At 72.3% G+C, this 24,339-nt stretch carries 23 protein-coding genes; 10 read left to right on the plus strand and 13 right to left on the minus strand.

Annotated features, from left to right (window positions below; all coding sequences use genetic code 11):
- Positions 1-5 precede the first annotated feature (5 nt).
- The 4 genes from IE273_RS22095 to IE273_RS22110 form a co-directional block, all read right to left on the minus strand.
- On the minus strand, positions 6-2,282 hold the full coding sequence (locus IE273_RS22095) for a tetratricopeptide repeat protein (protein ID WP_189816900.1): 2,277 nt from the start codon (positions 2,280-2,282) through the stop codon (positions 6-8).
- A gap of 101 nt (positions 2,283-2,383) precedes the next feature.
- The gene (locus tag IE273_RS22100; RefSeq protein ID WP_189816901.1) at positions 2,384-3,046 is read right to left on the minus strand and encodes a DUF5063 domain-containing protein; all 663 of its coding nucleotides are present in this window, start codon (positions 3,044-3,046) and stop codon (positions 2,384-2,386) included.
- Positions 3,039-3,638, minus strand: coding sequence for a recombination mediator RecR (gene recR / locus IE273_RS22105; RefSeq protein ID WP_103814721.1), 600 nt, complete (start codon positions 3,636-3,638; stop codon positions 3,039-3,041). The genes IE273_RS22100 and recR overlap by 8 nt, the downstream gene beginning before the upstream one ends.
- A 73-nt stretch (positions 3,639-3,711) precedes the next feature.
- Positions 3,712-4,056, minus strand: a complete 345-nt coding sequence (locus IE273_RS22110; RefSeq protein WP_014673986.1) for a YbaB/EbfC family nucleoid-associated protein — start codon at positions 4,054-4,056, stop codon at positions 3,712-3,714.
- A 248-nt stretch (positions 4,057-4,304) separates the two neighbouring features.
- Between IE273_RS22110 and IE273_RS22115 the strand changes: the two genes are divergently transcribed.
- Positions 4,305-5,054 carry an SLATT domain-containing protein gene (locus tag IE273_RS22115; RefSeq protein WP_189816902.1) on the plus strand — a complete coding sequence of 250 codons (750 nt, stop codon included), beginning with the start codon at positions 4,305-4,307 and terminating at the stop codon, positions 5,052-5,054.
- 54 nt (positions 5,055-5,108) lie between these two features.
- Here the strand turns inward: IE273_RS22115 and IE273_RS22120 are convergent, their stop codons facing one another.
- Both IE273_RS22120 and IE273_RS22125 read right to left on the minus strand, forming a co-directional pair.
- Positions 5,109-6,638, minus strand: coding sequence for a substrate-binding domain-containing protein (locus IE273_RS22120; RefSeq protein ID WP_189816903.1), 1,530 nt, complete (start codon positions 6,636-6,638; stop codon positions 5,109-5,111).
- A gap of 142 nt (positions 6,639-6,780) precedes the next feature.
- A complete protein-coding gene (locus IE273_RS22125) occupies positions 6,781-8,622 on the minus strand; it encodes a serine/threonine-protein kinase (protein WP_189816904.1) in 1,842 nt (613 codons plus the stop codon).
- A 202-nt stretch (positions 8,623-8,824) separates the two neighbouring features.
- On the opposite strand from IE273_RS22125, the gene IE273_RS22130 reads away from it, so the two are divergent.
- From IE273_RS22130 to IE273_RS22155, 6 genes are all read left to right on the plus strand, one after another.
- On the plus strand, positions 8,825-10,180 hold the full coding sequence (locus IE273_RS22130) for an aspartate aminotransferase family protein (protein WP_189816905.1): 1,356 nt from the start codon (positions 8,825-8,827) through the stop codon (positions 10,178-10,180).
- Between the two features lie 126 nt (positions 10,181-10,306).
- Positions 10,307-11,002, plus strand: a complete 696-nt coding sequence (locus IE273_RS22135) for a GntR family transcriptional regulator (RefSeq protein ID WP_189816906.1) — start codon at positions 10,307-10,309, stop codon at positions 11,000-11,002.
- A gap of 121 nt (positions 11,003-11,123) precedes the next feature.
- On the plus strand, positions 11,124-11,774 hold the full coding sequence (locus IE273_RS22140; protein WP_189816907.1) for a putative DNA-mimic protein: 651 nt from the start codon (positions 11,124-11,126) through the stop codon (positions 11,772-11,774).
- A 120-nt stretch (positions 11,775-11,894) separates the two neighbouring features.
- Positions 11,895-12,236 (plus strand): WXG100 family type VII secretion target, encoded by a 342-nt coding sequence (locus IE273_RS22145; RefSeq protein WP_189816908.1) that lies wholly within the window; start codon positions 11,895-11,897, stop codon positions 12,234-12,236.
- Positions 12,233-13,498, plus strand: a complete 1,266-nt coding sequence (locus tag IE273_RS22150; RefSeq protein ID WP_189816909.1) for a WXG100-like domain-containing protein — start codon at positions 12,233-12,235, stop codon at positions 13,496-13,498. Before IE273_RS22145 ends, IE273_RS22150 begins: the two co-directional genes overlap by 4 nt.
- Positions 13,498-13,731, plus strand: coding sequence for a hypothetical protein (locus tag IE273_RS22155; protein WP_189816910.1), 234 nt, complete (start codon positions 13,498-13,500; stop codon positions 13,729-13,731). The genes IE273_RS22150 and IE273_RS22155 overlap by 1 nt, the downstream gene beginning before the upstream one ends.
- Here the strand turns inward: IE273_RS22155 and IE273_RS43630 are convergent.
- Both IE273_RS43630 and IE273_RS22165 read right to left on the minus strand, forming a co-directional pair.
- Complete coding sequence (locus IE273_RS43630; RefSeq protein ID WP_308437054.1) at positions 13,673-14,347, minus strand: YgjP-like metallopeptidase domain-containing protein; 675 nt, start codon at positions 14,345-14,347, stop codon at positions 13,673-13,675. The two genes, IE273_RS22155 and IE273_RS43630, sit on opposite strands and share 59 nt — an antisense overlap.
- Positions 14,348-14,376: 29 nt before the next feature.
- Positions 14,377-15,660 (minus strand): adenylosuccinate synthase, encoded by a 1,284-nt coding sequence (locus tag IE273_RS22165; RefSeq protein ID WP_189816911.1) that lies wholly within the window; start codon positions 15,658-15,660, stop codon positions 14,377-14,379.
- A gap of 197 nt (positions 15,661-15,857) precedes the next feature.
- Between IE273_RS22165 and IE273_RS22170 the strand changes: the two genes are divergently transcribed.
- Positions 15,858-16,742: a diacylglycerol kinase family protein gene (locus tag IE273_RS22170; RefSeq protein WP_189816912.1), complete on the plus strand. Its 885-nt coding sequence runs from the start codon at positions 15,858-15,860 to the stop codon at positions 16,740-16,742.
- Here the strand turns inward: IE273_RS22170 and IE273_RS22175 are convergent.
- Complete coding sequence (locus IE273_RS22175; protein ID WP_189816913.1) at positions 16,669-17,163, minus strand: GbsR/MarR family transcriptional regulator; 495 nt, start codon at positions 17,161-17,163, stop codon at positions 16,669-16,671. The genes IE273_RS22170 and IE273_RS22175 overlap by 74 nt on opposite strands.
- 74 nt (positions 17,164-17,237) lie before the next feature.
- Between IE273_RS22175 and IE273_RS22180 the strand changes: the two genes are divergently transcribed.
- The gene (locus tag IE273_RS22180) at positions 17,238-18,143 is read left to right on the plus strand and encodes an ABC transporter ATP-binding protein (protein WP_189816914.1); all 906 of its coding nucleotides are present in this window, start codon (positions 17,238-17,240) and stop codon (positions 18,141-18,143) included.
- Positions 18,140-19,708 carry an ABC transporter permease gene (locus IE273_RS22185; RefSeq protein ID WP_189816915.1) on the plus strand — a complete coding sequence of 523 codons (1,569 nt, stop codon included), beginning with the start codon at positions 18,140-18,142 and terminating at the stop codon, positions 19,706-19,708. The genes IE273_RS22180 and IE273_RS22185 overlap by 4 nt, the downstream gene beginning before the upstream one ends.
- Before the next feature lie 18 nt (positions 19,709-19,726).
- Here IE273_RS22185 and IE273_RS22190 read toward each other — a convergent pair whose 3' ends face one another.
- From IE273_RS22190 to IE273_RS22205, 4 genes are all read right to left on the minus strand, one after another.
- Positions 19,727-20,947 carry a cytochrome P450 gene (locus IE273_RS22190; protein ID WP_189816916.1) on the minus strand — a complete coding sequence of 407 codons (1,221 nt, stop codon included), beginning with the start codon at positions 20,945-20,947 and terminating at the stop codon, positions 19,727-19,729.
- 127 nt (positions 20,948-21,074) lie between these two features.
- Positions 21,075-21,740, minus strand: a complete 666-nt coding sequence (locus tag IE273_RS22195) for a response regulator (protein ID WP_014673975.1) — start codon at positions 21,738-21,740, stop codon at positions 21,075-21,077.
- Complete coding sequence (locus IE273_RS22200) at positions 21,737-23,086, minus strand: sensor histidine kinase (protein ID WP_189816917.1); 1,350 nt, start codon at positions 23,084-23,086, stop codon at positions 21,737-21,739. The genes IE273_RS22195 and IE273_RS22200 overlap by 4 nt, the downstream gene beginning before the upstream one ends.
- A gap of 103 nt (positions 23,087-23,189) precedes the next feature.
- Complete coding sequence (locus tag IE273_RS22205) at positions 23,190-24,089, minus strand: alpha/beta hydrolase (RefSeq protein WP_189816918.1); 900 nt, start codon at positions 24,087-24,089, stop codon at positions 23,190-23,192.
- Between the last annotated feature and the right edge of the window lie 250 nt (positions 24,090-24,339).

Raw genomic sequence — 24,339 nt, forward strand, 5'->3', positions numbered from 1 at the left:
CGGCTTCAGGAGCCCTCGGGCCCAGCGGTCTCGCCCAGGACGGAACCGAACGCCTCCATCACCCGCAGCAGCGGCGTCATGACGGAAGGGTTCTCGCTCAGCTGGGAGAACAGCTCCCGCAGGAGGGCGGTCGCCGCTTCCTCGTACCGCTCGTCCCGGGTCGTCCCGTACACCAGGAACAACGCCAGCTGGGCCTCCAGAACGCCGGTGCTCGCGTCCCCCAGCACACGCCGGGACGTCTCCAGGTCCCGCTCCGCCTTCCGCACGTCCTCCTCCGTGGCACGGGGCAGGAACTCGTCGAGGGGACCGAGGGCCATCACCTGGTCCATCAGGACGCGCACCAGACCGAGCAGGTCCTCCCGGTCCCCTTCCTCGGCGACGGAGAAGAGTCCCGCGACCGTCTGGTTCACATCCGGGTGGAAGACCGGGCGGCGCGCCAGCACGGTGTCCAGACTCCTGACGGAGAGGGTCACGGGATGCTCCTCGCCCAGGGCACGGCGGCAGTCCTTGAGCAGTTCCGCGCGCATGTCCCGGGTACCGGCCGCCCCCACGGTGTCGTCAAGCGTCATGACGAGGTCGTGGCGGGCCCTGAGGGTGTCGGGGTGGTCCGGCCCCCGCAGCCGGACCAGGCCCGCGAGGCACTCCTCGGCCAGCCGCACGGCTCGGTCGGCATCCCCCTTCAGCCAGACGATCCGGCGCAGGTTCGAGAGGGCGTCCAGGGTCACGAGGTGGTCCGCGCCCAGGATCCGCGTGCAGTCCGCCACCACCTCCTCGGCCGGCGGAGCCGACTCCGCGAGAGGGCGCAGCATCCGCGTCACCCGCGCGAGCGCGACCCGCACCTCCAGGGTCTGCTCGGCCTCCGCGCCGTGCAGGCGCAGGCTTCCCGCCTCGGCCCGGCGCAGCAGCTCCATTCCCCGTGCGGCGGCCTTCCCCCCGGAGTCGAGAAGGTAGTCCCCGGTGCGTGCCAGCAGCCGGACCATCGCCGCGGTGTCGTCCTCGCACCGGACGTGCCCGGCCAGCGCCTCGGCATGCGGAAGCAGGGAACGCATCACCGGCCAGGCGGACGGCTCGTCCATGTCCTCGGGCAGGGACACCGCCAGCGCGTCCACCGCCGCGCCGCGCGCCGCCTCGACCGCCTCCTGGCCACGATGCCGGTCGCCGGCGCTGTGGGTACGGGACACCGCCTGCACCAGTCGGTGCACGGACACCGTGTCACCGGAGAGCGTGATCATGCTGTGGGCGGCCAGTCGGCCGAACGCCCGGCGCACGGCGAGGGACCTGTCCAGCGAGGCGAACAGGTCGCGCGGGATGCCCTCGGACGCGTACCAGGCCAGCATCAGCAGGATCCGGACGGCCAAGGGGTCGTCCGCGAGGCGGTCCAGCGTGACGTGCCAGACACGCGCCACGGTGCGTTCGTGGTCGCCGCCCTCCGTGGTCTCCGCGTACATGTCGGCGGGCGACTTCGCCAGGTCCTCCAGGTACGCCGAGACCGTGCAGTGCGTCATCCGGCAGTAGGCCGCCGCCTGGGTGACCGCCAGCGGGAGATGGCCCAGTTCCTCGCAGAGCCGGGCGGCATCCGGGTCCGCGCCGCGTATCTCCGTGAAGAGGCGCACCGCGTCCTGCGGGGAGAGCACGCTCAACGGCACCTCTTCCGCGATGCCCTGCCATCCCGCCGTCAGCCGGCTGGTGATCAGGAAGCGACCCGAGGTCACCCTGGCCAGCAGGGGCACGACATCCGCCGGGTGCGCCACGTCGTCCAGGACCACGAGCCAGCCGGTGTGAGCCGTGAGCCAGCGCAGGGCCCACTCGCCCAGCTGCTCCCGGGGAAGCACGGTGACGAGGGAAGGCTGGAGGACGGCCGCGAGGTGGGCGAGTCCCGCGTCGATCGCGGCGCGGCTGTCGGCCTTGATCCACCACACCGGTCCCGCCCCGGTGTGTTCGGAGGCCATGCGTGCGACGAGCGTCGACTTACCGATGCCACCGAGCCCGTGCACCACATGGACCAGGGGCCGGCCGGACGTGCCCTGCGCGTCGTGCAGCAGCGCGAGCTGAGTGTCCCGCCCCAGGCAGAGGTCGGCCCGGAAGGGCAGGTTGGTGAGCCGGGCCGGGGCCCGCACCGACTCGGCCGGCGGACACGCGTCCGGCAGCAGCGCGGCGACGTTCTCGATGTGCAGACCGACCGCACCCGGACCGGTGACCGCCTGACCGATGCTCCCACCGGCGGCGACGGCACTCGAACCGGAGGCATCGGCGGTCGGCCGACGGTCGAACAGGGCACTCATGTGCCCATGATGACCGCCGGACGCGGGAACCGTCAGGCGGTCAGCGGGAGTTGGGCGCGGCCACCCGCCCGGAGAGCCGGGCGCCGGCCACCGGAAAGCGGCTACCGCCCGGGGCGGATCCCCAGGGGCCCGCCGATCTCCTCGGCCATGACGCGGCCCGCCTCGAACTCCAGGGTCTCGTCGCCCATGGCGGCCTGGTCGGTGTCGAGGCCGTCCAGTTCCTCCAGGGGCTGGTTGAGGCGGACGTGGATGAGGACGGACTGGAGGGCGCGCAGCACCGCGGAGGCCGTCGGTCCCCAGTTGGAGAAGTAGGAGAACTGCCACCACCACAGGGCCTCGGTGGTGCGGCCCGCGCGGTAGTGGACCATGCCGTGGCGGAGGTCGGTGATGATGTCGGCGAGGTCGTCGGAGAGCCGGGCCGGCACCGGCGCCTTGCGGGGCTCGTACGGGTCGAAGACCTCGGAGTAGACGTCGATCGGGTCCAGGAGCCGGGCGTAGTTCTCGCGCAGCTCGTCCACGTCCGGCTCGGGGCCCGGGTCGGGCTCGTAGCGCTCCTCGGGGACGATGTCCTCGTGGGCGCCCAGCCGGCCGCCGGCCAGCAGGAGCTGGGAGACCTCAAGGAGGAGGAAGGGGACCGCCGATTCGGGCTCGTCGCCCTTCGACACCTCCGTGACGGCCACCAGGAAGCTCTCGACCTGGTCCGCGATCTGGACCACGAAGTCGTCCGGGTTCTGCGTCGAGGCGTGCAGCGTGGCGTCAGACATCTAGGAGTCGTCTCCCCTCGAAGGCGCGGCCCAGGGTCACCTCGTCCGCGTATTCCAGGTCACCACCCACCGGGAGGCCGCTGGCCAGGCGGGTGACCTTCAGGCCCATGGGCTTGATCATGCGGGCGAGGTACGTCGCCGTCGCCTCGCCCTCCAGATTCGGGTCCGTGGCCAGGATCAGTTCCGTGACCGTCCCGTCGGCCAACCGCGCGAGAAGTTCTCGTATACGCAGGTCGTCGGGTCCCACGCCCTCGATCGGGCTGATCGCGCCGCCGAGCACGTGGTACCGGCCCCGGAACTCGCGGGTGCGCTCGATCGCGACGACGTCCTTCGGTTCCTCCACCACACAGATGACGGAGGGGTCGCGGCGCGGGTCGCGGCAGATGCCGCACAGCTCCTCCTGCGCCACGTTGCCGCAGGTCGCGCAGAAGCGGACCCTCGCCTTCACCTCCAGGAGCGCCTGCGCGAGCCGCTTCACGTCCGTCGGCTCGGCTTGCAGGATGTGGAAGGCGATCCGCTGCGCGCTCTTGGGACCGACGCCGGGCAGCCGCCCCAACTCGTCGATGAGGTCCTGGACCACGCCTTCGTACAACGGACTGCCCTTCCTGGAGACCTTTCGGTACGTACGGTAGTTGCCTTGTGCCTCTGCCCGGAAGGCGGAGGCGTCAGAACGGCAGGCCCGGGATGCCGCTGCCGCCGCCCAGCCCCTGCGCCAGCGGGCCGAGCTTCTGCTGCTGGAGCGCCTGCGCGTTCTCGTTGGCCGCCTGGACGGCCGCCACGATCAGGTCGGCGAGGGTCTCGGTGTCCTCCGGGTCCACCGCCTTCGGGTCGATCTTCAGCGCCCGCAGCTCACCGGCGCCGGTGACGGTGGCCTTCACCAGACCGCCGCCCGCCTGCCCGTCGACCTCCGTGTTCGCCAGTTCCTCCTGCGCCCGTTGCAGGTCCTGCTGCATCTTCTGGGCCTGCTGGAGCAACTGCTGCATGTTGGGCTGGCCACCACCGGGGATCACGATCAGCTCCTCGCCGTCTTCTGACGTTTTTCTCCGTCGTGAATGAGCCTACGTGGTCCACGCGGCCACTGCTCCGCCACTCTTTCGAGTGAGAACAACGTGAGTCCTATACCTGATCAAGGCCCTCTTACGAGCGGAAAAGTCGGGAAAGCTCCCTCTGCGCCACCCGTTGGGCGGTAGGAAGGTGGCCGCACGTCGGCAGGGAATGTCACGCTATGTGACCGGTCGTGATCAGTAGGGAGTGCCGGGTGGGTCAGCCGGAGATGCAGCCCGAGGGTCCGCCTCAGGACGGGCGGGGCGAGGGTGCGGCCGGGCTGCGGCCGGGCGATCTGACCGGGCGGGCCTTCCCGCTCGGGGACTGGGGCGAACCCGCCGAGCGGCTGGACGAGCTGTACCGGTGGGCGGAGCGGCGGGCACTGGAGACGGCCGCCTGGTACCTGCGGGACCGGGTGTGGAAGCGGCGCGGGGCGCGCGTGCTGCGGATCGGGGCGGCGGCCGGGGCCGTGGCCGGGGCGGCGCTGCCGCTGCTGGAGCTGACCGGGGCGGTCGGCGGGGTGGCGCCCTGGGGCTGCCTGGCACTGCTGCTCGCCGTGTCCTGCGCCGGCATCGACCGGTTCTTCGGGGTCACGTCGGGCTGGATAAGGGACGTGGCCACGGCCCAGGCGGTGCACCGGCGGCTCCAGGTGTTGCAGTTCGACTGGGCGTCGGAGTGCGTGCGGGAGGTGCTGGGGCCGGCGGAGGGTACGGCGAGCGAGGCGGCCGAGCGGTGCCTGTCGGTGCTGCGGCGGTTCTCGGAGGACGTCACGGAGCTGGTGCGCACGGAGACGACCGACTGGATGGTGGAGTTCCGCACGGGTGCGGCGCCGCTGGGCATCCAGACGGCGGTGGCGACGGTGCCGCGCCAGGAGGCCGGGGGCCCGGGTGCCCGCTTCCCCCTGCCACCGGCGAACGGCAGCCGCCCGAACATGCCACGGCAAAGGCCCCCGGAGCCGCGGTAGACACTGCCAACGGGTTCCGCCCGCCCGCGGCTGCGGCGCCCCCGCTGCCACGGCCTACGCGCACAGCCTCATCCCCTCCGGTGTCCAGCACGGCACGTGTCCATGGGTGCGGATGACGGACTGGCCGTTGCCCCGGGACAGGTACGTCAGGAAGCTGGAGGCGAGGGAGTCGGCGGGCGGGCTGCCGTAGGTGTAGGCGTACTCGATCTCCCGGTACGGATACGCACTGCGCCCGTGCTCGATCGCGTCGACGGAGGGCGCGTCGCCGTCGAGGCCCAGCACCCGCACCCCCTTCGCCCGCAGCGCCAGGTTCAGCTCGCTGTAGCCGACGGCACCGGGCAGTTCGGCCACCTTCGCCAGCACCTGGTCGGTGGAGTCCAGCTCGCAGCGGGTCACCGGCGCCGACGGATAGTCCTTGTGGACGCAGTCGACGGACGAGTTCGCCATCTCGCCCCGCCCCAGCACCCGCCGCTGGAAGACCTGCCGGGTGCCGGAGTTGGCGTCCCGGCTGACCAGGTGCACCGGCAGCTTCCGCCCGCCGAGCCGGGCCCAGTCGCCGATCTCCCCCTGGTACAGCCGCCGCACGTCCGCGCTGGACAGGTTCCGTACGCCCACGTCGTCGTTGACCACGAGCGCGAACACGGACAACGCGACCCGAGTCTCCCGCAGTTCGGGTATGTCGCCGGGCTTGGGCCCGTCCGAGAAGGCGACGACCGCCGGCGCCCCCTTCCCCTTCGCGGCCGACCCGGCCGCCGCCAGCTCCCGGATGCCCTCGGTGGATCCGTGCACGTCGACGGCGATGTCCGCGCCCTCGCAGTCACCCTCGTACTCCTTCGCCACCTCCCGCAGCGCCGGCGCGAAGGCCGTCGAGCCGGTCACGGTGAGCGTGCCCTGCTCGCAGCCGACCGGCGGCGGGCTGTCGTCGCGGGCCACGACGATGCCGGCGAGGGTCATCACGCACACCGTGAGCATGATGGTGATGAGCCGGGAGGCGCGGCTGAACAGGGGCGGCTTGTCGTCCGGGGTGGCGCTGCGGTTGGGGTGGACCTCGCCCTCCCGGATGCCGCCGATCAACCGGATCCCCCGGCCGACGTCCCCGCCGGACAGCAGCACCAGCAGCTTGAAGTGGTCGCCCCTGTTGAGCGGGACGCGCGGGATGCGCAGGGTGTTGCCCTCGTAGCCGAAGCCGCGCTCGGCGGTGAAGTGGTCCATCAGGTGGTCGGTGTCGGTGGGCTGGGTCACCGACACGCCCCGGATGGTCCGGTCGGTGAAGACCGCGGTGAGCCCGTGCCGTTCGGGGCTGGTGTAGTCGTCGCGGTCGATGCCCTGCGAACCGTCGTTCTCGATGCGCAGCAGGACGAGCGTGGCGTCCTCCATGCCGGGCGCTTCGAGGAAGAGCCCGAGCCGCCGGTTGACCCGCCCGGACCTGACGTCGTCGCCTATCGGGTTGTCCATCTGCACGCGGTAACCGACCCGCTTGCGGCGGGGCACCCGGCGCTCGTACCAGACCATGCCCGCGGACGCGGCGATGCCCAGCACCGCGGTCCCGACGGCGACGACGTTCTCCGCGCTCAGCCACTCCATGTGGGTGCCCCCGCCACTCCCCGGAGCCGGATGATGGTGGAGTCACGGTACGCGCGCGGACGGGCCCCGGCGGGACCCGTCCCCGAACGTTCGCCCGACGTTCAACCGCCCGCCGGACAGCCCCCGTTGCCGGTCGCCCGGGTCACTCCTTGCTGTACGTCAGGCTCTCCCCGCCGCTCGCCTTCGCCCGCTTCAGCCGCCCGTCCGGCAGCAGGGTGACCTCGGTGGCCTCGCCCGCGGTGCAGGAGGAGGCGGGCTCGCCGGTGGTCACGGTGGACGGGCCGATCTCCAACGGGCCCTCGCCACCGGGCTGTTCGGCCAGCTCCGCCTCGAAGACGCAGTGGTACGACCCACCGCCCTCGGTCGGCCCGTCCGCGACCAGCGTCAGCACGGGGTCGCCCACCTCGCCCTGCCGGATGGTCAGTTCGCGGGTGTTGGAGCCGTCCGCGTTGTCGATGGCCGTCCGCCAGGTGCCCAGATAGGCGTCCGGTACCGCGCCGGCCGTGGAGGCGGAGGGGGACGGCTCCTCCGTCGCGGACGGGGAGGGCGTACCGGAGCCGTCCGGCGAGCCGGAGGTGACGGTGGGCGCCGGGACGACCGTGCCGCCGCCCTTGTCGTCGGCCGCGCCGCCGTTGCTCATCAGCGCGTACACCGAACCGCCCGCGCCCAGCGCGACGATCAGCGCGATCACGACGAGCAGCGCGGTGGACCGCCCGTTGCGCCGCTCGGGGTCCACCGGGACGCCGACGGTGGCCGGCCCGTACGGCGGGGTGGACCCGGACGGCGGATACCCGTAGCCGACGGGCTGGGGGTGCGGCGGATGCGGCTGTGCGTACGGCTGCTGCGGATACGGCTGCTGCTGGGGGTACGGCGGCTGCTGCTGGGGCACCCCGTACGCCGGTCCGAACCCGGCGGACGCGGGCGGCGCACCGGGCGTCGGCGGAGCCTGGGCGGTGACCACGACGGGCTGGTGATCGACGCTCCCGGCGTCCCCGCCGTCGGAGACAGCGGCGTGCTCGGGCTCCCCGCCCGGACCGGACGCAGGACCCGCGTCCCGCTCCGGGTGCTCGGCCTCCAGCAACCGCACCGCGTGCCTGCCGAGCTGCGCGACCAGCGAACTCGGCAGCCAGGGGTCCCGCGACCGCCCCTCGGCCACGGTGTCCTCCACCCCCGTCCGCTCCAGGATCGCGTCCAGCGAGGGCCGCGCCCCCGGCTCCTTGCGCAGGCAGTCCCGGACGAGGTCGGCGATCCCCTCCGGCACCCCGGTGAGATCCGGCTCCTCCTGGGCGATCCGGAACATCAGCGCGTGCGCGCCGCTGTCGGCGTTGCCGAAGGGCAGGGTCCCGGTCGCCGCGTACGCCAGCACGGACCCGAGGCAGAACACGTCGCACGCCGGCGTGATCCGGTCCCCGCGGACCTGCTCGGGCGCCATGAACCCCGGCGACCCGACGAGCGCCCCGGCCCGGGTGAGCCCCTCCCCGCCGGCGGTCGCCGTCTCCCGCGCCCGCGCGATCCCGAAGTCGATCACGCGGGGCCCGTCGATGGTCACCAGGACGTTGGACGGCTTGAGGTCCCGGTGCACGATCACGGCCGCGTGGATGTCCTTCAGCGCGTGCGCGAGCCCCGCCGCCAGGATGCGTACCGACCGCTCCGGCAGTGCCCCGTGGTCGTGTCCGACGACCCGCTGGAGGCTCGGCCCGGCCACGTACCCGGTCGCCACCCACGGCACGGCCGCCTCGGTGTCCGCGTCCAGCACGGGCGCGGTCCAGTACCCGCCGACCCGCCGCGCGGCCCGCACCTCCTGCCGGAACCGCGCCCGGAACTCCTCCTGCGCGGCCAGTTCCTCCCGGACGAGCTTCACCGCCACGGTCCGCCCCCGGTCCGACCGCGCCAGATACACGTGCCCCATGCCGCCCGCGCCGAGCCGCGCCAGCAGCCGGTACGCACCGATCTCCTGCGGATCCCCCGGCCCCAGCTTCTCCATCCGCGTCCGCCTTCCCCCCATAGGTCTGCGACGACCGAGAATAGTGGCGGCGGTACGACAGGGGCCCCCTCCCCCGGCGATCCCCGGCCGGTCCCGGCCACTCCCGGCCGGTCTTCCGTCGACAACCTGTCGCGCTTTCCCCCCGCCCACGGAACAGGACGCCGATAGGACTTCCGCATCGCGGACATCTACGCTCGGCGGCATGACCCCTCAGCCCAGCCCCGAAACCGGCGCCGCGGTGAAGGCCGCGGACCGTGCGCACGTCTTCCACTCCTGGTCGGCCCAGGACCTCATCGACCCGCTCGCCGTCGCCGGCGCCGAGGGGTCGTACTTCTGGGACTACGACGGCACGCGGTACCTGGACTTCACCAGCGGACTCGTCTTCACCAACATCGGCTACCAGCACCCGAAGGTCGTCGCGGCGATCCAGGAGCAGGCCGCGAAGCTGACGACCTTCGCGCCCGCGTTCGCCGTCGAGGCCCGCTCGGAGGCGGCCCGGCTGATCGCCGAGCGGACCCCCGGCGACCTGGACAAGATCTTCTTCACCAACGGCGGCGCGGACGCCGTCGAGCACGCGGTCCGCATGGCCCGGCTGCACACGGGCCGCCCGAAGGTGCTCTCGGCCTACCGCTCGTACCACGGCGGCACCCAGCAGGCCATCAACATCACCGGTGACCCGCGCCGCTGGGCCTCCGACGGCGCAGCCGCCGGTGTCGTCCACTTCTGGGCGCCGTTCCCCTACCGCTCCCGCTTCTACGCCGAGACCGAGGAGCAGGAGTGCGCCCGGGCGCTGGAGCACCTGGAGACGACGATCGCCTTCGAGGGCCCGGCGACCATCGCGGCGATCATCCTGGAGACCATCCCGGGCACCGCCGGGATCATGGTGCCGCCGCCCGGCTACCTGGCCGGGGTGCGCGAGCTGTGCGACAAGTACGGGATCGTCTTCATCCTGGACGAGGTCATGGCCGGCTTCGGCCGGACCGGTGAGTGGTTCGCGGCCGACCTGTTCGGTGTCACCCCGGACCTGATGACCTTCGCCAAGGGCGTGAACTCCGGTTACGTCCCGCTCGGCGGTGTCGCCATCTCGCAGAGGATCGCGGAGACGTTCGGCAAGCGCCCCTACCCCGGTGGCCTCACCTACTCCGGCCACCCGCTGGCCTGCGCCGCCGCCGTCGCCACGATCAACGTGATGGCGGAGGAGGGCGTGGTGGAGAACGCCAGGCGGCTCGGCGAGAGCGTCGTCGGTCCGGGCCTCGCCGAGCTGGCCGCGCGGCACCCGAGCGTCGGCGAGGTGCGCGGTGTCGGCATGTTCTGGGCGCTGGAGCTGGTGAAGAACCGGGAGACCCGCGAGCCGCTGGTGCCGTACAACGCGGCCGGCGAGGCGGGCGCCCCGATGGCCGCGTTCACGGCCGCCGCCAAGCGGAACGGCCTGTGGCCGTTCGTGAACATGAACCGCACCCACGTGGTCCCGCCGTGCAACGCGAGCGAGGCCGAGCTGAAGGAGGGTCTGGCCGCGCTCGACGCCGCGTTGAGCGTCGCCGACGAACACACGGTGTGACCGTACCGCGCCTGCCGCCGGGCGGGTTCGAACGCGTAAGGTGACGTGCTCGTAAGCAACAGCGACTCGCGTAGATCGCGAGTCCGTACGAGTACGTCACCCGGACGTGTGAGGAGAGGCACGGACATGCCCGGCAACGGCACCGTGACGCGCAGCACCCTGCGCCAGCAGATCGCGGACGCGCTCCGTGACGAGGTGCTGGCGGGCCGGCTGCGCCCGGGCCGGGCGTTCACCGTGAAGGAGATAGCCGACCAGTACGGCGTCTCCGCCACCCCCGTCCGCGAGGCGCTGGTCGACCTGTCCGCGCAGGGCATCCTGGAGGCCGACCAGCACCGCGGCTTCCGGGTGCCCGAGTACTCGGTCACCGACTACCGGAACATGATCGAGGCGCGCAGCCTGGTCACCGACGGCATGTTCCAGGTCCTCACCGCCGGCCACCCCGCCTTCCGCACCCCGCCCGAGGACCCGCGCACGGCCGCCGACCTGGCCACCGTGCGCCGCCGCGGCGAGGAGGCCCAGCGGGCCGCGACCGCCGGCGACCTCACGGTCCTCATCGGCTACGACCTCCGCTTCTGGCGCGAGCTGAGCGCCCTCTTCGGCAACCCCTACCTCGGCGACTTCCTGCACCGTCTGCGCGTGCGGTCCTGGGTCTGCGTGGTGCAGCACCTGCTGCGCCTGCCCGACCTGCGCGGCCGGCTCTGGTCCGGGCACACCGAGCTGGTCGACGCGCTCGCCCGGCGCGAGGCCGACACCGCCCGCGCGATCGTCGCCGCCTCCAACGCCGACTCGCTGGCGCTGCTGGAACACCTGACCAACGGGTAAGTGACCGGTACGGCCCATCCGGTCCGTACGGGAGGAGCCGCCCCGGGGCCGTACCGACTACCCTTCCCTGACCACCTGCTGCCGTGCGTGACCGCGCGCCTGCCGACGTAGGAGCCCTCTTTTGGCCTGTGACCTGTGGCTGGTACCGCTCGTGGACGTGTTGTGCCACACCCCGGACAACCCCTTCGCCGAGGAACTCGCGCAGTACGACAAGGCTCTCGCCGAGGCGGGTCTGCCGCCGGTGCCGGTGTACCAGTACATGCCGGGCCTGTCCGGTGACGTCGCCCCGGTCGCCGGTTTCGACTACGACGCCCTGCACTTCCTGCGCCGGGCCCACCTGCTCCAGGTCTGCGGCCTGCCGGTGACCCCGGTGGACGAACTGGGCGGCGACTACGAGCAGTTGCTGGAGATGTTCGAGTCGACCGCCCAGCAGTCCCACCTGGTCTGGCACTACGACCACGCGGGCGCGTACGTCCCGGTGGACTTCCCGCACCCGCTGTCGAACGACGAACTCCTCGCGGGCGGCGGCCCGTTGGGCTCGTCACAGGCGCTGCTGCGCGAGCTCCAGCAGGTCGCCCCGGCCATCGGCATCGACCCGGCGAACCCCCCGACGCCCCCCGCCCCGCCCACGGCCCCCACGGAGCTGGAGGAACCGGCCGTCCCCGCCCCGTACGACCCCAGCCCCTTCGCCCGCGAACGGCACGTCTGGCTGGGCCTGCACGCGGCGGCGACCCGCTCACTGGCACAGGGCTCGATGATCGTGTTCAGCTGACGCCGACGCGTTCCTTGGTCAGAGCATTACTCACTCTTGGGCTTCCGGCCCGATCGGACGATCTTGACCGGAATAGGGTCTACGGATCGGCACGCCAACGGAGGCGACAGGGACGGGGCCATGAGCGACGAGATACTCCACATCAAGATCGCCGATCTCAAGGCGACCGCGCCGCACTTCCATACCCACAGCTCCGACCTGGCCAAGGCGCTCGCACGACTCAAGTCCGGTCTCACGGCCGCCGGTTCCCCCTGGGGCGACGACGACCAGGGCGCCGAGTTCCACGAGCACTACGGCCCGCTGGTGACGAGGATGGAAAACGCCGCCGGCATCCTCTCCCAGGGGCTGCAAAGCATCCACGACGCCATGAGTGACATGGCCGACGGCCACATCGACAACGAGTACCTCGTGCGCTCGATGTTCTCGCGGATCACCGTCGAGGGCGGTGACTCCGCCAAGTGAGTGCCGCGGACAAGGCGAAGGAGATCGTCCAGGACGTCACCGGCATGTGGTGGCCCGCCGCCGACGAGGACGGGCTACGGGACGCGGCCAAGGCATGGCGGGACTTCGCCGATGACGTCGAGGACGTACTGGTCGCGGCCAACAAGTCGGCGCGCGGCATCATCGAACACAACAAGGGCGAGGCGATCAGCGCCTTCGACGACCCGTTCTGGCGGCGCTACTACCACGATGGCCACGGCTGGCTCAAAGACCTGGCCGACAGCGCCCGGGACATGGCCAAGGCGCTCGACACATATGCCGATGCCGTCCACGCCGCCGTCAAGCGGCTGGAGCACGAGCTCGAAATCGTCGGCGCGACCATCGTCGCCGGTACCGCGCTGGCCATCTTCACCGCCGGTATCTCGGAAGCCGCCGCGGCGGCGGCTACCGCGGGAATCGTCGACCTCGCGGCCACTCTCGGTGTCACGGTCTCGACGGAGATCGCCACCATCGCGGGCACCACGCTCGCCACGGCTTCCATCGCGGGCGTCGAGTCGGTCACCGTCGACCTGGCCGTCGCACAGCCGATGAAGATCGCCGCCGGCATGCAGGGCGGATTCAGCCTGGACGAGGCGAGCGACTCCGCGCTCACCGGCATGGCGTTCGGCGGTGTCCTGGGCGCCGGCGCCGAAGGCGTGCAGGCCGCCGTCGGCGCCGGCGGAGTCCGGAACTTGTTCCTGGGCGTGGGTACGGACCTGGACGGTCTGGCCACGGTGCCGGCCCCCCGCTTCAACGACGAATGGCTCACCGGGGCCCGCCGCCGCCCGAGGGACATCCTCGACGACCCGGCCCAGACTCGCTGGGCGGAAGCCGCCTACGACGACTTCCTGAAGAACCCGCGTGACATCCAGGCCATCAGTCGCAACACCCAGGGGGTGCCGCGCGCGAACGGTTCGACGGGGTTCTCGGAGGAGGAGATCGGCGCGATCAAGAAGCACGTCTTCGACACCGAGCACCCGATTGAGGACTACGAGACGGGCGAGGTCGTCGTCCGGAAGTTCGACGCGGACGCCGAGATCGCGGACGCCTGGATCCGTCTCCGCTCCGGCAACGCGCTGCCCGAGGACCACGTGCTGCTGGAACACGAGCTGACCGAGCTCGGCTATCTGCGCGACCACCCGGGAGCCACCTACCAGGAAGCTCATCGCGTGGCGAACGAAACCTACAATTGGCAGAGCAAGGTGCCGCTGAACAAGCGGGAAGACTTCGAAGGTGAGTGGTGATGGCGTCCCTCGTCTACTTCAAGAAGGAGTCCGAGGACGGGGCGGTCATCCGCTACTCCTTCGGTGAGGACCCCGCGACGATGACGCGGCTCCTGACCATGAACACGTACACACGGACGGCCCAGCCGGACGACGGCGACCTCGACTACACCTTCCTCAAGGCGTCCCGGAAGATCAACGCCGTGTACGACGAGCGGGCACAGTGGCCGGAACGAGGGATGAGCGCGAGCTGAGCCGGAACGGCGGAAAGCCCTGGGGCACTCCGTCCTCCGAGGGTCCCCACCACTCTGGGCAGCAGCGTGCGACTGTGAAGGCCGACCGGTGAACGCAGAGGCTCATCGAAGAGGCCGTCATTCGCGACGGGTACGGCCCACGCCTAAGGGTCGCCCATCCAGACGCGCCGCCCCAACTCGTCCAGCTCTGCCTTGACTTGTCGGCACTCGGGCAACGCCCGGTGTGGGGCAACTGGAAGGTGGCCCAGTGCAGAGACACGACACCGTTTCCAGGTCCGGCACGGTAGCTCCCCCACCGGTAGCCGAGATCGCGCACGCGGACCTCTGGCTCGGGGACGTCCATCCGCGCCGCCCACGGCTGAAGGCGTCCTCGTGTCCATCGCCGCCCGGCCCGGGTGTACCAGTCCGCGAGAGCCGCACGGATGAGTCCAGGGTCCCCGGCGACCCGGCCGTCGACGAGCAACCGACCCGCGACCAGACGCACGGGGGCCGCTTCGACCCGGGATCTCAGCAGCATCCCGCTGCCTTCACGACGGACGCAGTGGGCGCCTCCCAGCCCGGTCGGCACCGCGGAGGGCGGGACGGCCGGGCGGGTTCTCCGCACCGGCCATCCCATCAGATCCCCCGGCTCCGGGAAAGGGACGCTCAGAGGAACGAGTTGATCTCGATCGTCTCGTCGCGGCCCGGGCCCACGCCGATCGCGGAGATCGGTGCGCCGGACATCTCCTCCAGCGCCTTGACGTAGTTCTGGGCGTTCTTCGGGAGGTCGGCGAAGGACTTCGCCTTGCTGATGTCCTCGCTCCAGCCCGGCAGCATCTCGTAGACCGGCTTCGCGTGGTGGAAGTCGGTCTGGGAGTACGGCAGTTCCTCGACGCGCTTGCCGTCGATCTCGTAGGCCACGCAGACCGGGATCTGCTCCCAGCCGGTGAGGACGTCCAGCTTGGTGAGGAAGAAGTCGGTCAGGCCGTTGACGCGGGTCGCGTAGCGGGCGATGACCGCGTCGAACCAGCCGCAGCGGCGGTCACGGCCGGTGGTGACACCGCGCTCGCCGCCGATGCGGCGCAGGGCCTCGCCGTCCTCGTCGAGCAGCTCGGTCGGGAACGGGCCCGCGCCGACGCGGGTCGTGTATGCCTTGAGGATGCCGATGACCCGGCTGATCTTCGTGGGGCCCACGCCGGCACCGGTGCAGGCGCCGCCGGCCGTCGGGTTCGACGACGTCACGAAGGGGTAGGTGCCGTGGTCGATGTCCAGCAGCGTGCCCTGGCCGCCCTCGAAGAGGACCACCTTGTCGTCCTCCAGGGCCTGGTTGAGGACCAGGACCGTGTCGGCGACGTACGGCTTGATCTGCTCGGCGTAGCCCAGCAGCTCCTCCACCACCTGGCCCACGGCGATCGCGCGCCGGTTGTACAGCTTGGTGAGGATCTGGTTCTTGGCGTCGAGGGCCGCTTCGACCTTCTGGGTCAGGATCGACTCGTCGTAGAGGTCCTGGACCCGGATGCCCACGCGGTTGATCTTGTCGGCGTAGGTCGGGCCGATGCCGCGCCCGGTCGTGCCGATCTTGCGCTTGCCGAGGAAGCGTTCCGTCACCTTGTCGACGGTCACGTTGTACGGCGTGATGATGTGCGCGTTACCGCTGATCAGGAGCTTTGACGTGTCGACGCCACGCTCGTTCAGACCGCTCAGCTCGGAGAGCAGGACCGACGGGTCGACGACGACACCGTTACCGATGACCGGCGTACAGCCGGGCGACAGGATTCCGGAAGGGAGGAGGTGAAGCGCGTACTTCTGGTCGCCCACGACGACCGTGTGGCCGGCGTTGTTGCCGCCCTGGTAACGCACCACATAGTCGACGGAGCCACCGAGCAGGTCCGTCGCCTTTCCCTTGCCTTCGTCACCCCACTGAGCACCGAGCAGCACAAGTGCGGGCACGCGCGTACACCCCTTCCGGGCGGGGCATGTCCAAGGTCGGGGGCTTGGGCGTAAGGTTCACCGCCGCGTACCACTGCGACCGCCGTTGGTCGCACAACCGTCGGACCGGATGCCCCGGAATAGACGAAGCCCCTGGCGCAATAGCGCAAGGGGCTCTTGCACAAAGATGCTACCCGAGGAAGCGAGGCAGGACCGAGGTGGCGACTTTCGCGACGTCCGATCAGCTGCTGGTGATCATCGATCCATCGGCACGGCAGGCGGACGGAGAGTCCGTACGGATCGCGAAAGACGTGCTCAGCGCGGGTGCGGCGGCGAAGGTGTGTCTGCCGGACGGGCCGGAGGAATTCGCCCGCGCGCTCGGCCGAAGGGGGTCCCGGCGGCCGGTGGTGATCGGCGACGACCGGGCGCTGGTGCGGGCCGTCACCCTGCTGCACCGGCAGCGGGAGCTGGCCGGATGTGCGCTGTCGGTGGTGCCGGTGGGGAACGCGGCGCTCGCCGAGTCGCTCGGGGTGCCCGGCGGCACGGTGGCGGCGGCGCGGGCGGTCCTGGACGGCGCCGAGCGGCGGCTGGACCTGCTGGTGGACGACAGCGACGGGGTCGTGCTCGGCACGCTGGGCATCCCGCCGACGCGGCCGGTCCCCGCCGAGCCGGTCCCGCTCGCCCCGGAGCGGCCCTGGTACCGCTCCCTGGCCCGCACCCTCGCCCCCCGGCCCGCCCGCCTGTCCGCCGTACCGTCCCCGCGCGTGACCCGGCTGCGGGTGGAGGTGGACGGGGAGACGGTGGTCGACCTGGACCAGCCGGTGGAGGCGGTGGCGGTGACACCGGGCCGGACCGGGACGGCCTCGGTGGAGGTACGTCCCCTGTCGGTGGGCGCGGAGGCGACCCCGCTCCTGGCCGCCGGCCACACGGTGACGGTCACGGGAGCGGACTTCCGCTACCGGGCGGACGCGGCGGTCTCGGGCCCGGTACGGCGCCGGACGTGGCGCGTACTGGAGGGGGCGTGGGCGCTCACGCTCCCCCGTACTTCTGCTCCCGGTACGTCCGCCAGCGTCCCATCATCCCCGCCACGTCCTGCTCGATGAACTCGAAGAAGTCCAGCGTCTCGGCGAGCCGGCGCCCTGCCGGGGTGTCGGCGCCGAGGCTGGTGACACCCTCGCGCAGGGCGTCCTCCCAGCGCTTGATGATCGCCTCGCGGTTGGTCAGCGCCTCGTACCACTGGTCGCTGTGCACCCGGTACCGCTCCCTGCGCGAGCCGGGCTCCCGCTCCCGCGACACCAGGTGGACCTGGGCCAGGTAACGGACGGCACCGGACACGGCCGCCGGGCTGATCCTGAGCTGTTCGCCCAGTTCGGCGGAGGTCAGGGTGCCCGTGTCCGAGGCGAGCAGCGCGGCGAAGACGCGGGCCGGCATGCGCGGCACACCCGCCTCGACGAGCTGGGCCGCGAAGTGCTCCACGAACCGCGAGACCGTCTCCGGGTCCCGGCGCGTTGTCGGCTCCGTCATGCCACTCAGCCTATCCGGCGTTCATCCGATTCCTTAACTTCACAAATTTCTGAAGGAAGCGTACGTTCGGCAGCATGACCAAGGCAATCACGGTCTCCGGGCTGTACAAGTCCTTCGGCCGTACGCATGCGCTGGACGGCCTCGACCTGGACGTCGAGGCGGGCGAGGTCCACGGCTTCCTCGGCCCCAACGGCGCCGGCAAGTCCACCACGATCCGCGTGCTGCTCGGCCTGCTGCGCGCCGACACGGGCGCCGCGCAGGTGCTGGGCCGCGACCCCTGGCGGGACGCGGTGGAGGTGCACCGCCGGATCGCCTACGTCCCCGGCGACGTCACCCTGTGGCGCAACCTCTCCGGCGGCGAGGTCATCGACCTCTACGGCCGGCTGCGCGGAGGACTCGACCCGCGCCGGCGCGCCGAACTGCTCGACCGGTTCGAGCTGGACCCGGCGAAGAAGGGCCGGACGTACTCCAAGGGCAACCGGCAGAAAGTGGCCCTCGTCGCCGCCTTCGCCTCCGACGTCGACCTGCTGATCCTGGACGAGCCGACCTCGGGACTGGACCCGCTGATGGAGGAGGTGTTCCGGCGCTGCGTCGAGGAGGAGCGCGAGCGGGGCCGCACCGTCCTGCTCTCCTCCCACATCCTCGGCGAGGTGGAGCGGCTGTGCGACCGGGTCAGCATCATCCGCAAGGGCCGCACGGTGGAGAGCGGCACGCTGGCCGACCTGCGCCATCTGACCCGGACCAGCGTGACCGCCGAACTCGCCGGGCCGCCGGACGGTTTGGCGCGGCTGCCCGGCGTCCACGACCTCGACGTCCAGGGCCGGCGCGTGCGCCTCCAGGTCGACACCGGCCGGCTGGACGCCGTCCTGCGGCAACTGACCGAGGCCGGCGTACGGTCCCTGACCTCGACACCGCCCACCCTGGAGGAACTGTTCCTGCGGCACTACCAGGACGCCGGGACGGACGGGGTGCCGGCATGACCGCGCTCGTCGGCACCGGCACGCTGCTGCGCTTCTCGCTGCGCCGCGACCGCGCCCTGCTCCCCGCCTGGATCGGGGTGATCGCTTTGATGGTCCTGTCCATGCCGAAGTCGCTGGACAGCCTGTACGGCACCGAGGGTCAACGCGCCGACCTGCTGCGGCAGATGAGCGCCAACAGCTCGCTGCGCGCGCTCGTCGGACCCGTCTTCGGCGACTCGCTCGGCGCTCTGACCGCCTGGCGCGTCGGCGTCTACGCGGGCGCGCTCGCGGCCGTGATGAGCCTGCTCGTCGTCGTTCGTCACACCCGGGACGAGGAGGAGACCGGCCGCCAGGAGCTGGTGTCCTCGGGGGCGGTGGGCCGCCGGGCCCCGCTGGCCGCCGCCCTGCTGACGGCGGCCACCGCGAACGCGCTGCTGGCCCTGCTGATCACCGCCGGGCTGTCCGCGCAGGGTGCCGCGGGCGCGCCGGCCTTCGGGCTCGGCGTGGCGGGCGTCGGCCTGCTGTTCGCGACGACGGCGGCGATCGTCGCCCAGCTCACGGAGAGCGCCCGCCTGGCCCGGGGTCTGACGGCGGCGGTGCTCGGGGCGGCGTTCGTCCTGCGGGCGGCGGGCGACTCGGTGTCGGACGACGGTTCGTCGGCGCTGACGTGGCTGTCCCCGCTGGGCTGGCTGGAGAACGTGCGCCCCTTCGCGGACGAACGCTGGTGGGTGCTGGGCCTGTTCGCGGTGGCCGTCGTCGTCCAGGGCACGCTGGCCCACGTCCTCACCGGGCGCCGGGACCTCGGCATGAGCTTCCTGCCGACCCGGCCGGGACCGGCCACCGGCCGCCTCGGCACGGCGGGCGCGCTGGCCTGGCGCCTGCAACGCGGCGGCGTGCTCGGCTGGTCGGCCGGCTTCTTCCTCGCCGGGGTCGTCTACGGCGGTCTGACGGACGGTGCGGCCGATCTGGTCCGTGACAACGCGGGCGCGCGGCGGATCTTCGAGCGGATGGGCGGTCACAGCGGGATCACGGACGCGTTCCTCGCCTCGATGACCGGCATGCTCGGCCTGGTCGCGGCGCTGTACATCGTGGCCTCCGTGCTGCGCCTGCACGGCGAGGAGACCTCGGGCCGCGCGGAACCGGTGCTGGCGTGCGCGGTGGGCCGCCTGCGCTGGGCCGCGAGCCATCTGACGATCGCCTTCGTCGGCTCGGCCCTGCTCATGCTCCTGGCCGCCCTGGGCCTCACCGTCGGCTACGGCAAGCAGCCTGCGGCCCTCCTGGCGGCCTGTCTGGTCCAGCTCCCCGCGATCTGGCTGACCGGCGCGGTGGCCCTCCTCCTCTACGCCCTCACCCCCCGCCTGGCCCCGGCCGCCTGGGGCGTGGCCGGGGCACTCCTGCTGCTCGGCTGGGTGGGCCCGGCCCTGAACGCCCCCCGGTCCCTCCTCGACCTGTCCCCCTTCACCCACCTCCCGAAGCTGCCGGGCGGTCAGATGGAGTGGGCCCCGGTCCTGACCCTGCTGGGCCTGGCCGCGCTGCTGACGGCGGCGGGACTGGCGGGGCTGCGACGGAGGGACATGACGGCCTGAGGCAGGGAGAACTCCTGCTCACCGCACCTCCACGCCCAGTCCCTCCAGGCCCCGGATCACGAAGTTGGGCTTCCGGGTCGGTTCCTCGGCCGGGGTCAGGGTGGGGGCCTGCCGGAGGAGGGCCGTCATGGAGGCCGTCAGTTCCAGGCGGGCCAGCGGGGCGCCGATGCAGTAGTGGATGCCCGCGCTGAAGGAGATGTGCGGGTTGTCCTTCCGGCCGAGGTCCAGGCGGGCGGGGTCGGTGAAGACCGCCGGGTCGTGGTTGGCGGAGCCGAAGAGCATGGCGATCTCCGAGCCCATCGGGATCGTCGTGCCGTCGATCTCGATGTCGTCCAGGACCCAGCGTTCGAAGAGCTGGAGCGGGGTGTCGTAGCGCATCAGCTCCTCGATCGCGGAGGGGATCAGGGAGTGGTCCGCGCGGAGGGCCGCGAGCTGGTCCGGGTTGCGGAACAGCGCCCACCAGCCGTTCACGGTGGCGTTGACCGTCGCCTCGTGACCCGCGTTGAGGAGCAGCACCGCCGTGGAGATCATCTCCTGCTCCGTGAGGCGGTCGCCCTCGTCGTGGGCCGCGATCAGGCCCGAGATCAGGTCGTCCCCGGGTTCCTCGCGACGGGCCGCGATCAGCTCCCGCAGACAGTCCGAGAACTCCACCGACGCCCGCACCGCCCGCGCCGCCGTCTCCTCGGACGGGTTCAGCTCGTACATGCCGCAGATGTCCGCCGACCAGGGGCGCAGCTGCCCCCGGTCCGCCTCCGGGATGCCCAGCATCTCGGCGATCACGGCCACCGGCAGCGGCTCCGCCACGTCCGTGAGCAGATCACCGCCGCCGTTGTCGACCAGCGCGGCCACCAGGTCGTTCGCGAGCCCCTCGACGTACGGCCGCAGCCGCTCCACCGTGCGCGGCGTGAACGCCTTCGACACCAGGCGCCGGATCCGGGTGTGGTCCGGCGGCTCCAGGTCGAGCATGCCGTGGTCGTTGAGGGTGTGGAACGGCTCGTGCTCCGGCGGCGGCGGGGTACGGCCGAACTCCTCGTGGCCGAACCGGTGCTGGTACGTCCGGCCCAGCCGGCGGTCGCGCAGCAGCGCCGAGACGTCCGCGTGGTGCGGGACCAGCCACTGGTCGGTCGGCTCGTACCGGATCACCCGGCCGCGCGCGCGCAGCTCCGCGTAGACCGGATACGGGTCGGCGACGAACGCCGGGTCCCAGGGATCGAACACGAGGTCATTGGGGCCTTCCATGCGGGGACGCTAGCGCGCCGGACGCCATCTGACCAGGGCGTAGTCGTAGGACAGGGGGTCCGGGGGGCGTCGGGACCCAGGTCGGACGTGCGGGCGGATCTCGACATCCATGGGCGCTTCTTCCCCGTCAGCCGGGCGTCACCAGGCGGGCCTCGTACGCGAACACCGCCGCCTGGGTGCGGTCGCGCAGGCCCAGCTTCACCAGGATCCGGCTCACATGGGTCTTGATCGTCGACTCCGCCACCACCAGGCGCCCGGCGATCTCCGCGTTCGACAGGCCCTGGGCGATCAGGACCAGTACCTCCGTCTCGCGTTCCGTCAGTTCCCCGTACGCCGCCTGGGCCGCCGGCATCAGCCGGGGGGTGTCCGCCAGGCGGGAGAACTCCGTGATCAGGCGCCGGGTGACCGAGGGGGCCAGCAGGGCCTCGCCCGCCGCCACCACCCGCACCCCGTCGGCCAGCTGGCGCGCCGAGGCGTCCTTGAGGAGGAAGCCGGAGGCCCCCGCGCGCAGCGCCTGGTACACGTACTCGTCCAGGTCGAACGTGGTCAGCACCAGCACCTTCGCCGTCTCGTCGGCCGCGACGATCTCCCGGGTCGCCTCGATGCCGTTCAGCTCCGGCATGCGGATGTCCATCAGGACGACGTCCGGGGACAGTTCACGGACCCGGTCCACCGCCTCCCGGCCGTTGACCGCCTCCCCGACGACCTCGATGCCCGGCATCGCGTTCAGCAGCACCGAGAATCCCTCGCGGACCATCATCTGGTCGTCCGCGATCAGTACCCGGATCGTCATGCCGCACCCTCGATCGCGGGGGCCGCCGCCGGCACCGGCAGGAACACCGTCACCTCGTAGCCCCCCTCGTCCGTGGCAGCCGCCGTCATCTCGCCGTTCAGCATCGAGACCCGCTCCCGCATGCCCGTGATGCCGTGCCCGGCCCCGGGCGAGGGCTTCACCAGGTTCGGCGCCGGGGCCGGACCGTTCACCATCCGCAGGCCCAGGCCGCCCAGGACGTAGCCGATCTCGACGCGGGCGACCGCGCCGGGCGCGTGCCGCAGGGTGTTGCTCAGCGCCTCCTGCACGATGCGGTACGCCGACAGCTCCACCCCCTGCGGCAGTTCCCGCACCGCTCCGGTCACCACCTTCTCCACCTCCAGACCGGCCTCCCGCACGTTCGCGAGCAGCCCGTCCAGGTCGGCCAGGGTGGGCTGCGGGGCGTCCGGGACCTCGTAGTCCTCGGCGCGGACCACCCCGAGGACCCGGCGCAGCTCGGTCAGCGCCGCCACCGCGTTCTCCCGGATGGTGGCGAACGCCTTCTCCAGCTCCGGCGGCGGGTTCTCCACCCGGTACGGCGCGGCCTCCGCCTGGATGGCGACCACCGACATGTGGTGGGCGACCACGTCGTGCAGCTCCCGGGCGATCGTCGTGCGCTCCTCCAGCAGGGTGCGCCGCGAGCGCTCGTGCTCGGTCACCGACTGCTGGGCGGTCACCTCCTGCTCGGCCTCCCGGCGCACGTGCCGGACCGTGACGACCAGCAGGGCCAGCGCGGACAGCACCAGCATGGGGGTGGTTACGGTGGCGTAGTCGTACCCGAGGACGGCCTCGGCCCAGAAGCCGTACAGCGCGGTCAGCAGCCACATCCAGGCCGCCGCGCGCGGGCGGGTGCGCACCGCCACGACCGTGAGCACCAGCAGATGCGCGACGAAGCCGCCCGGCGGCCAGGGCCGGCTGCCCCAGCCGCCGCTGAGGACCGAGGCGACCGTCGTCGCCGCGAACGACAGCCAGAACGCGCCGACCGGACGCACCAGGGTCAGCAGCACCGGGGCCAGGGCGAGCAGCCCGCACAGCAGCGCCGGCGCGCCGACGTCCGCGCCCACCATGCCGGCGAACAACGCCACGAGGCCGCCGGCCACCACCACCGCGTGCGGGGTCCAGGCCGCGCGGGCCCGCATCCCGTCGGACAGGTGGCGGGTGAAGCGGCCGTCCACCGCCATGCGGGGCAGCGGCCGGTAGGCGAAGGCCTCGTGGATCAGGTCCTGCCGCAGCCCGCGCAAGGCGTCCACGGCCAGCCGGAACTCGGGGCTGCGCGGCCGGCCGGCCGCGCCCGGCGGTGTCGTCTGCGTGTGCGTCGTCTCGGTCACGTGCCACACGGTAGGCGCGAACCGGACCCCCGGTCGTCCCCTTGGAGGGGGGTCCTCGGGGGTCCGTCTCAAGTACTACGGAGCCCGTGGGGGACCACGGCTGTCACCAGGCGAGCTGGGCGATCTCCTCCGCCACCACCGCGCAGGCGTCCGCCGCCGGGTCGATCAGCGGGAAGTGGCCGACGTCCGCCAGCAGGGTCAGGCCCACCATCTCGCCCGCCTTCGCCGCGGCGTCCGCGTAGGACTCGGCCACCGGCTCCGGGACGACCAGGTCGGCGCGGCCCTGGACGAGGGTCGTGGCGATGCCCGTCGGCAGGAGCAGTGCGGGGTCGGCGTACGGGCGGCGGGTGGCGAAGGCGTCGGGGCCGCCGAGGAGTTGCAGGGACGCGTGCGCGCAGACGTCCAGTTTCTCCGCCACCTCGAAGTCCGCGATGGGGGCGAGCGCGACGACGCCACGGAGATCGGCGGGGCCGTCGGTGCGCCACGGGGCGTCCGGGGGGAGGACATGGCGGGCCGCCGCCCACAGCGCCAGGTGCCCGCCCGCCGAGTGGCCGGTCAGGACCGTGCGGCGCGGGTCCGCCTGCGGCAGTGCCTCGTGGACCAGGGCGGGCAGGGCGTCCAGGGCCGCCGCGACGTCGTCGAAAGTGTCGGGCCAGCGGCCGGCCGGCGGTGTGCCGTCGTCCGGGGCACCGGCTGAGCCCTCGCCGCCCCGTCTGTACTCGACGTTGGCCACCGCGAAGCCCCTGCGGGCCAGGTAGTCCGCGAAGGGGGTGATGTGGCGGCGGTCGTAGCGGGCGCGCCAGGCGCCGCCGTGCAGGACGACGACCAGCGGGGCGAGGGCGCCTGGAGCGGCGGAGTCCGGTCCCGGGCGGGGAGCGTAGAAGTCGATCACCTGGTCGGGGTGGTCACCGTAGGCGGCGGTGACCTCGGGGTCGACCGGGGAGTGCGAGAAGGCCGACTCCTCTTCGGCGGCGGCGCGGGCTGCGGCGGCGTCGTCCGGCATGCTCCAACCTCTCAGCGACGATGGGGTACCTCCCGGGCTTTTCGGCACCGGGGGAGGGTTTGGCGGACCAGGTGGGAAATCGGCCGTTGGCGGGGACGGTATCAGGCAGGTGACATGCGGGGACACGGGGATGTCACGCACGGTGAAGGCCACCCGGCCCTCCGGGCCGCGGGAGGCGCGACGCGGGGCCCGTCGAGGCCCAACGCAGGGACCGGACAGGCCGGTTGAGGAAGCCACCGGAGGTCCCGCG

The sequence above is a fragment of the Streptomyces olivaceoviridis genome, assembly GCF_014650115.1.
GTDB classification, from domain to species: Bacteria; Actinomycetota; Actinomycetes; order Streptomycetales; family Streptomycetaceae; genus Streptomyces; species Streptomyces olivaceoviridis.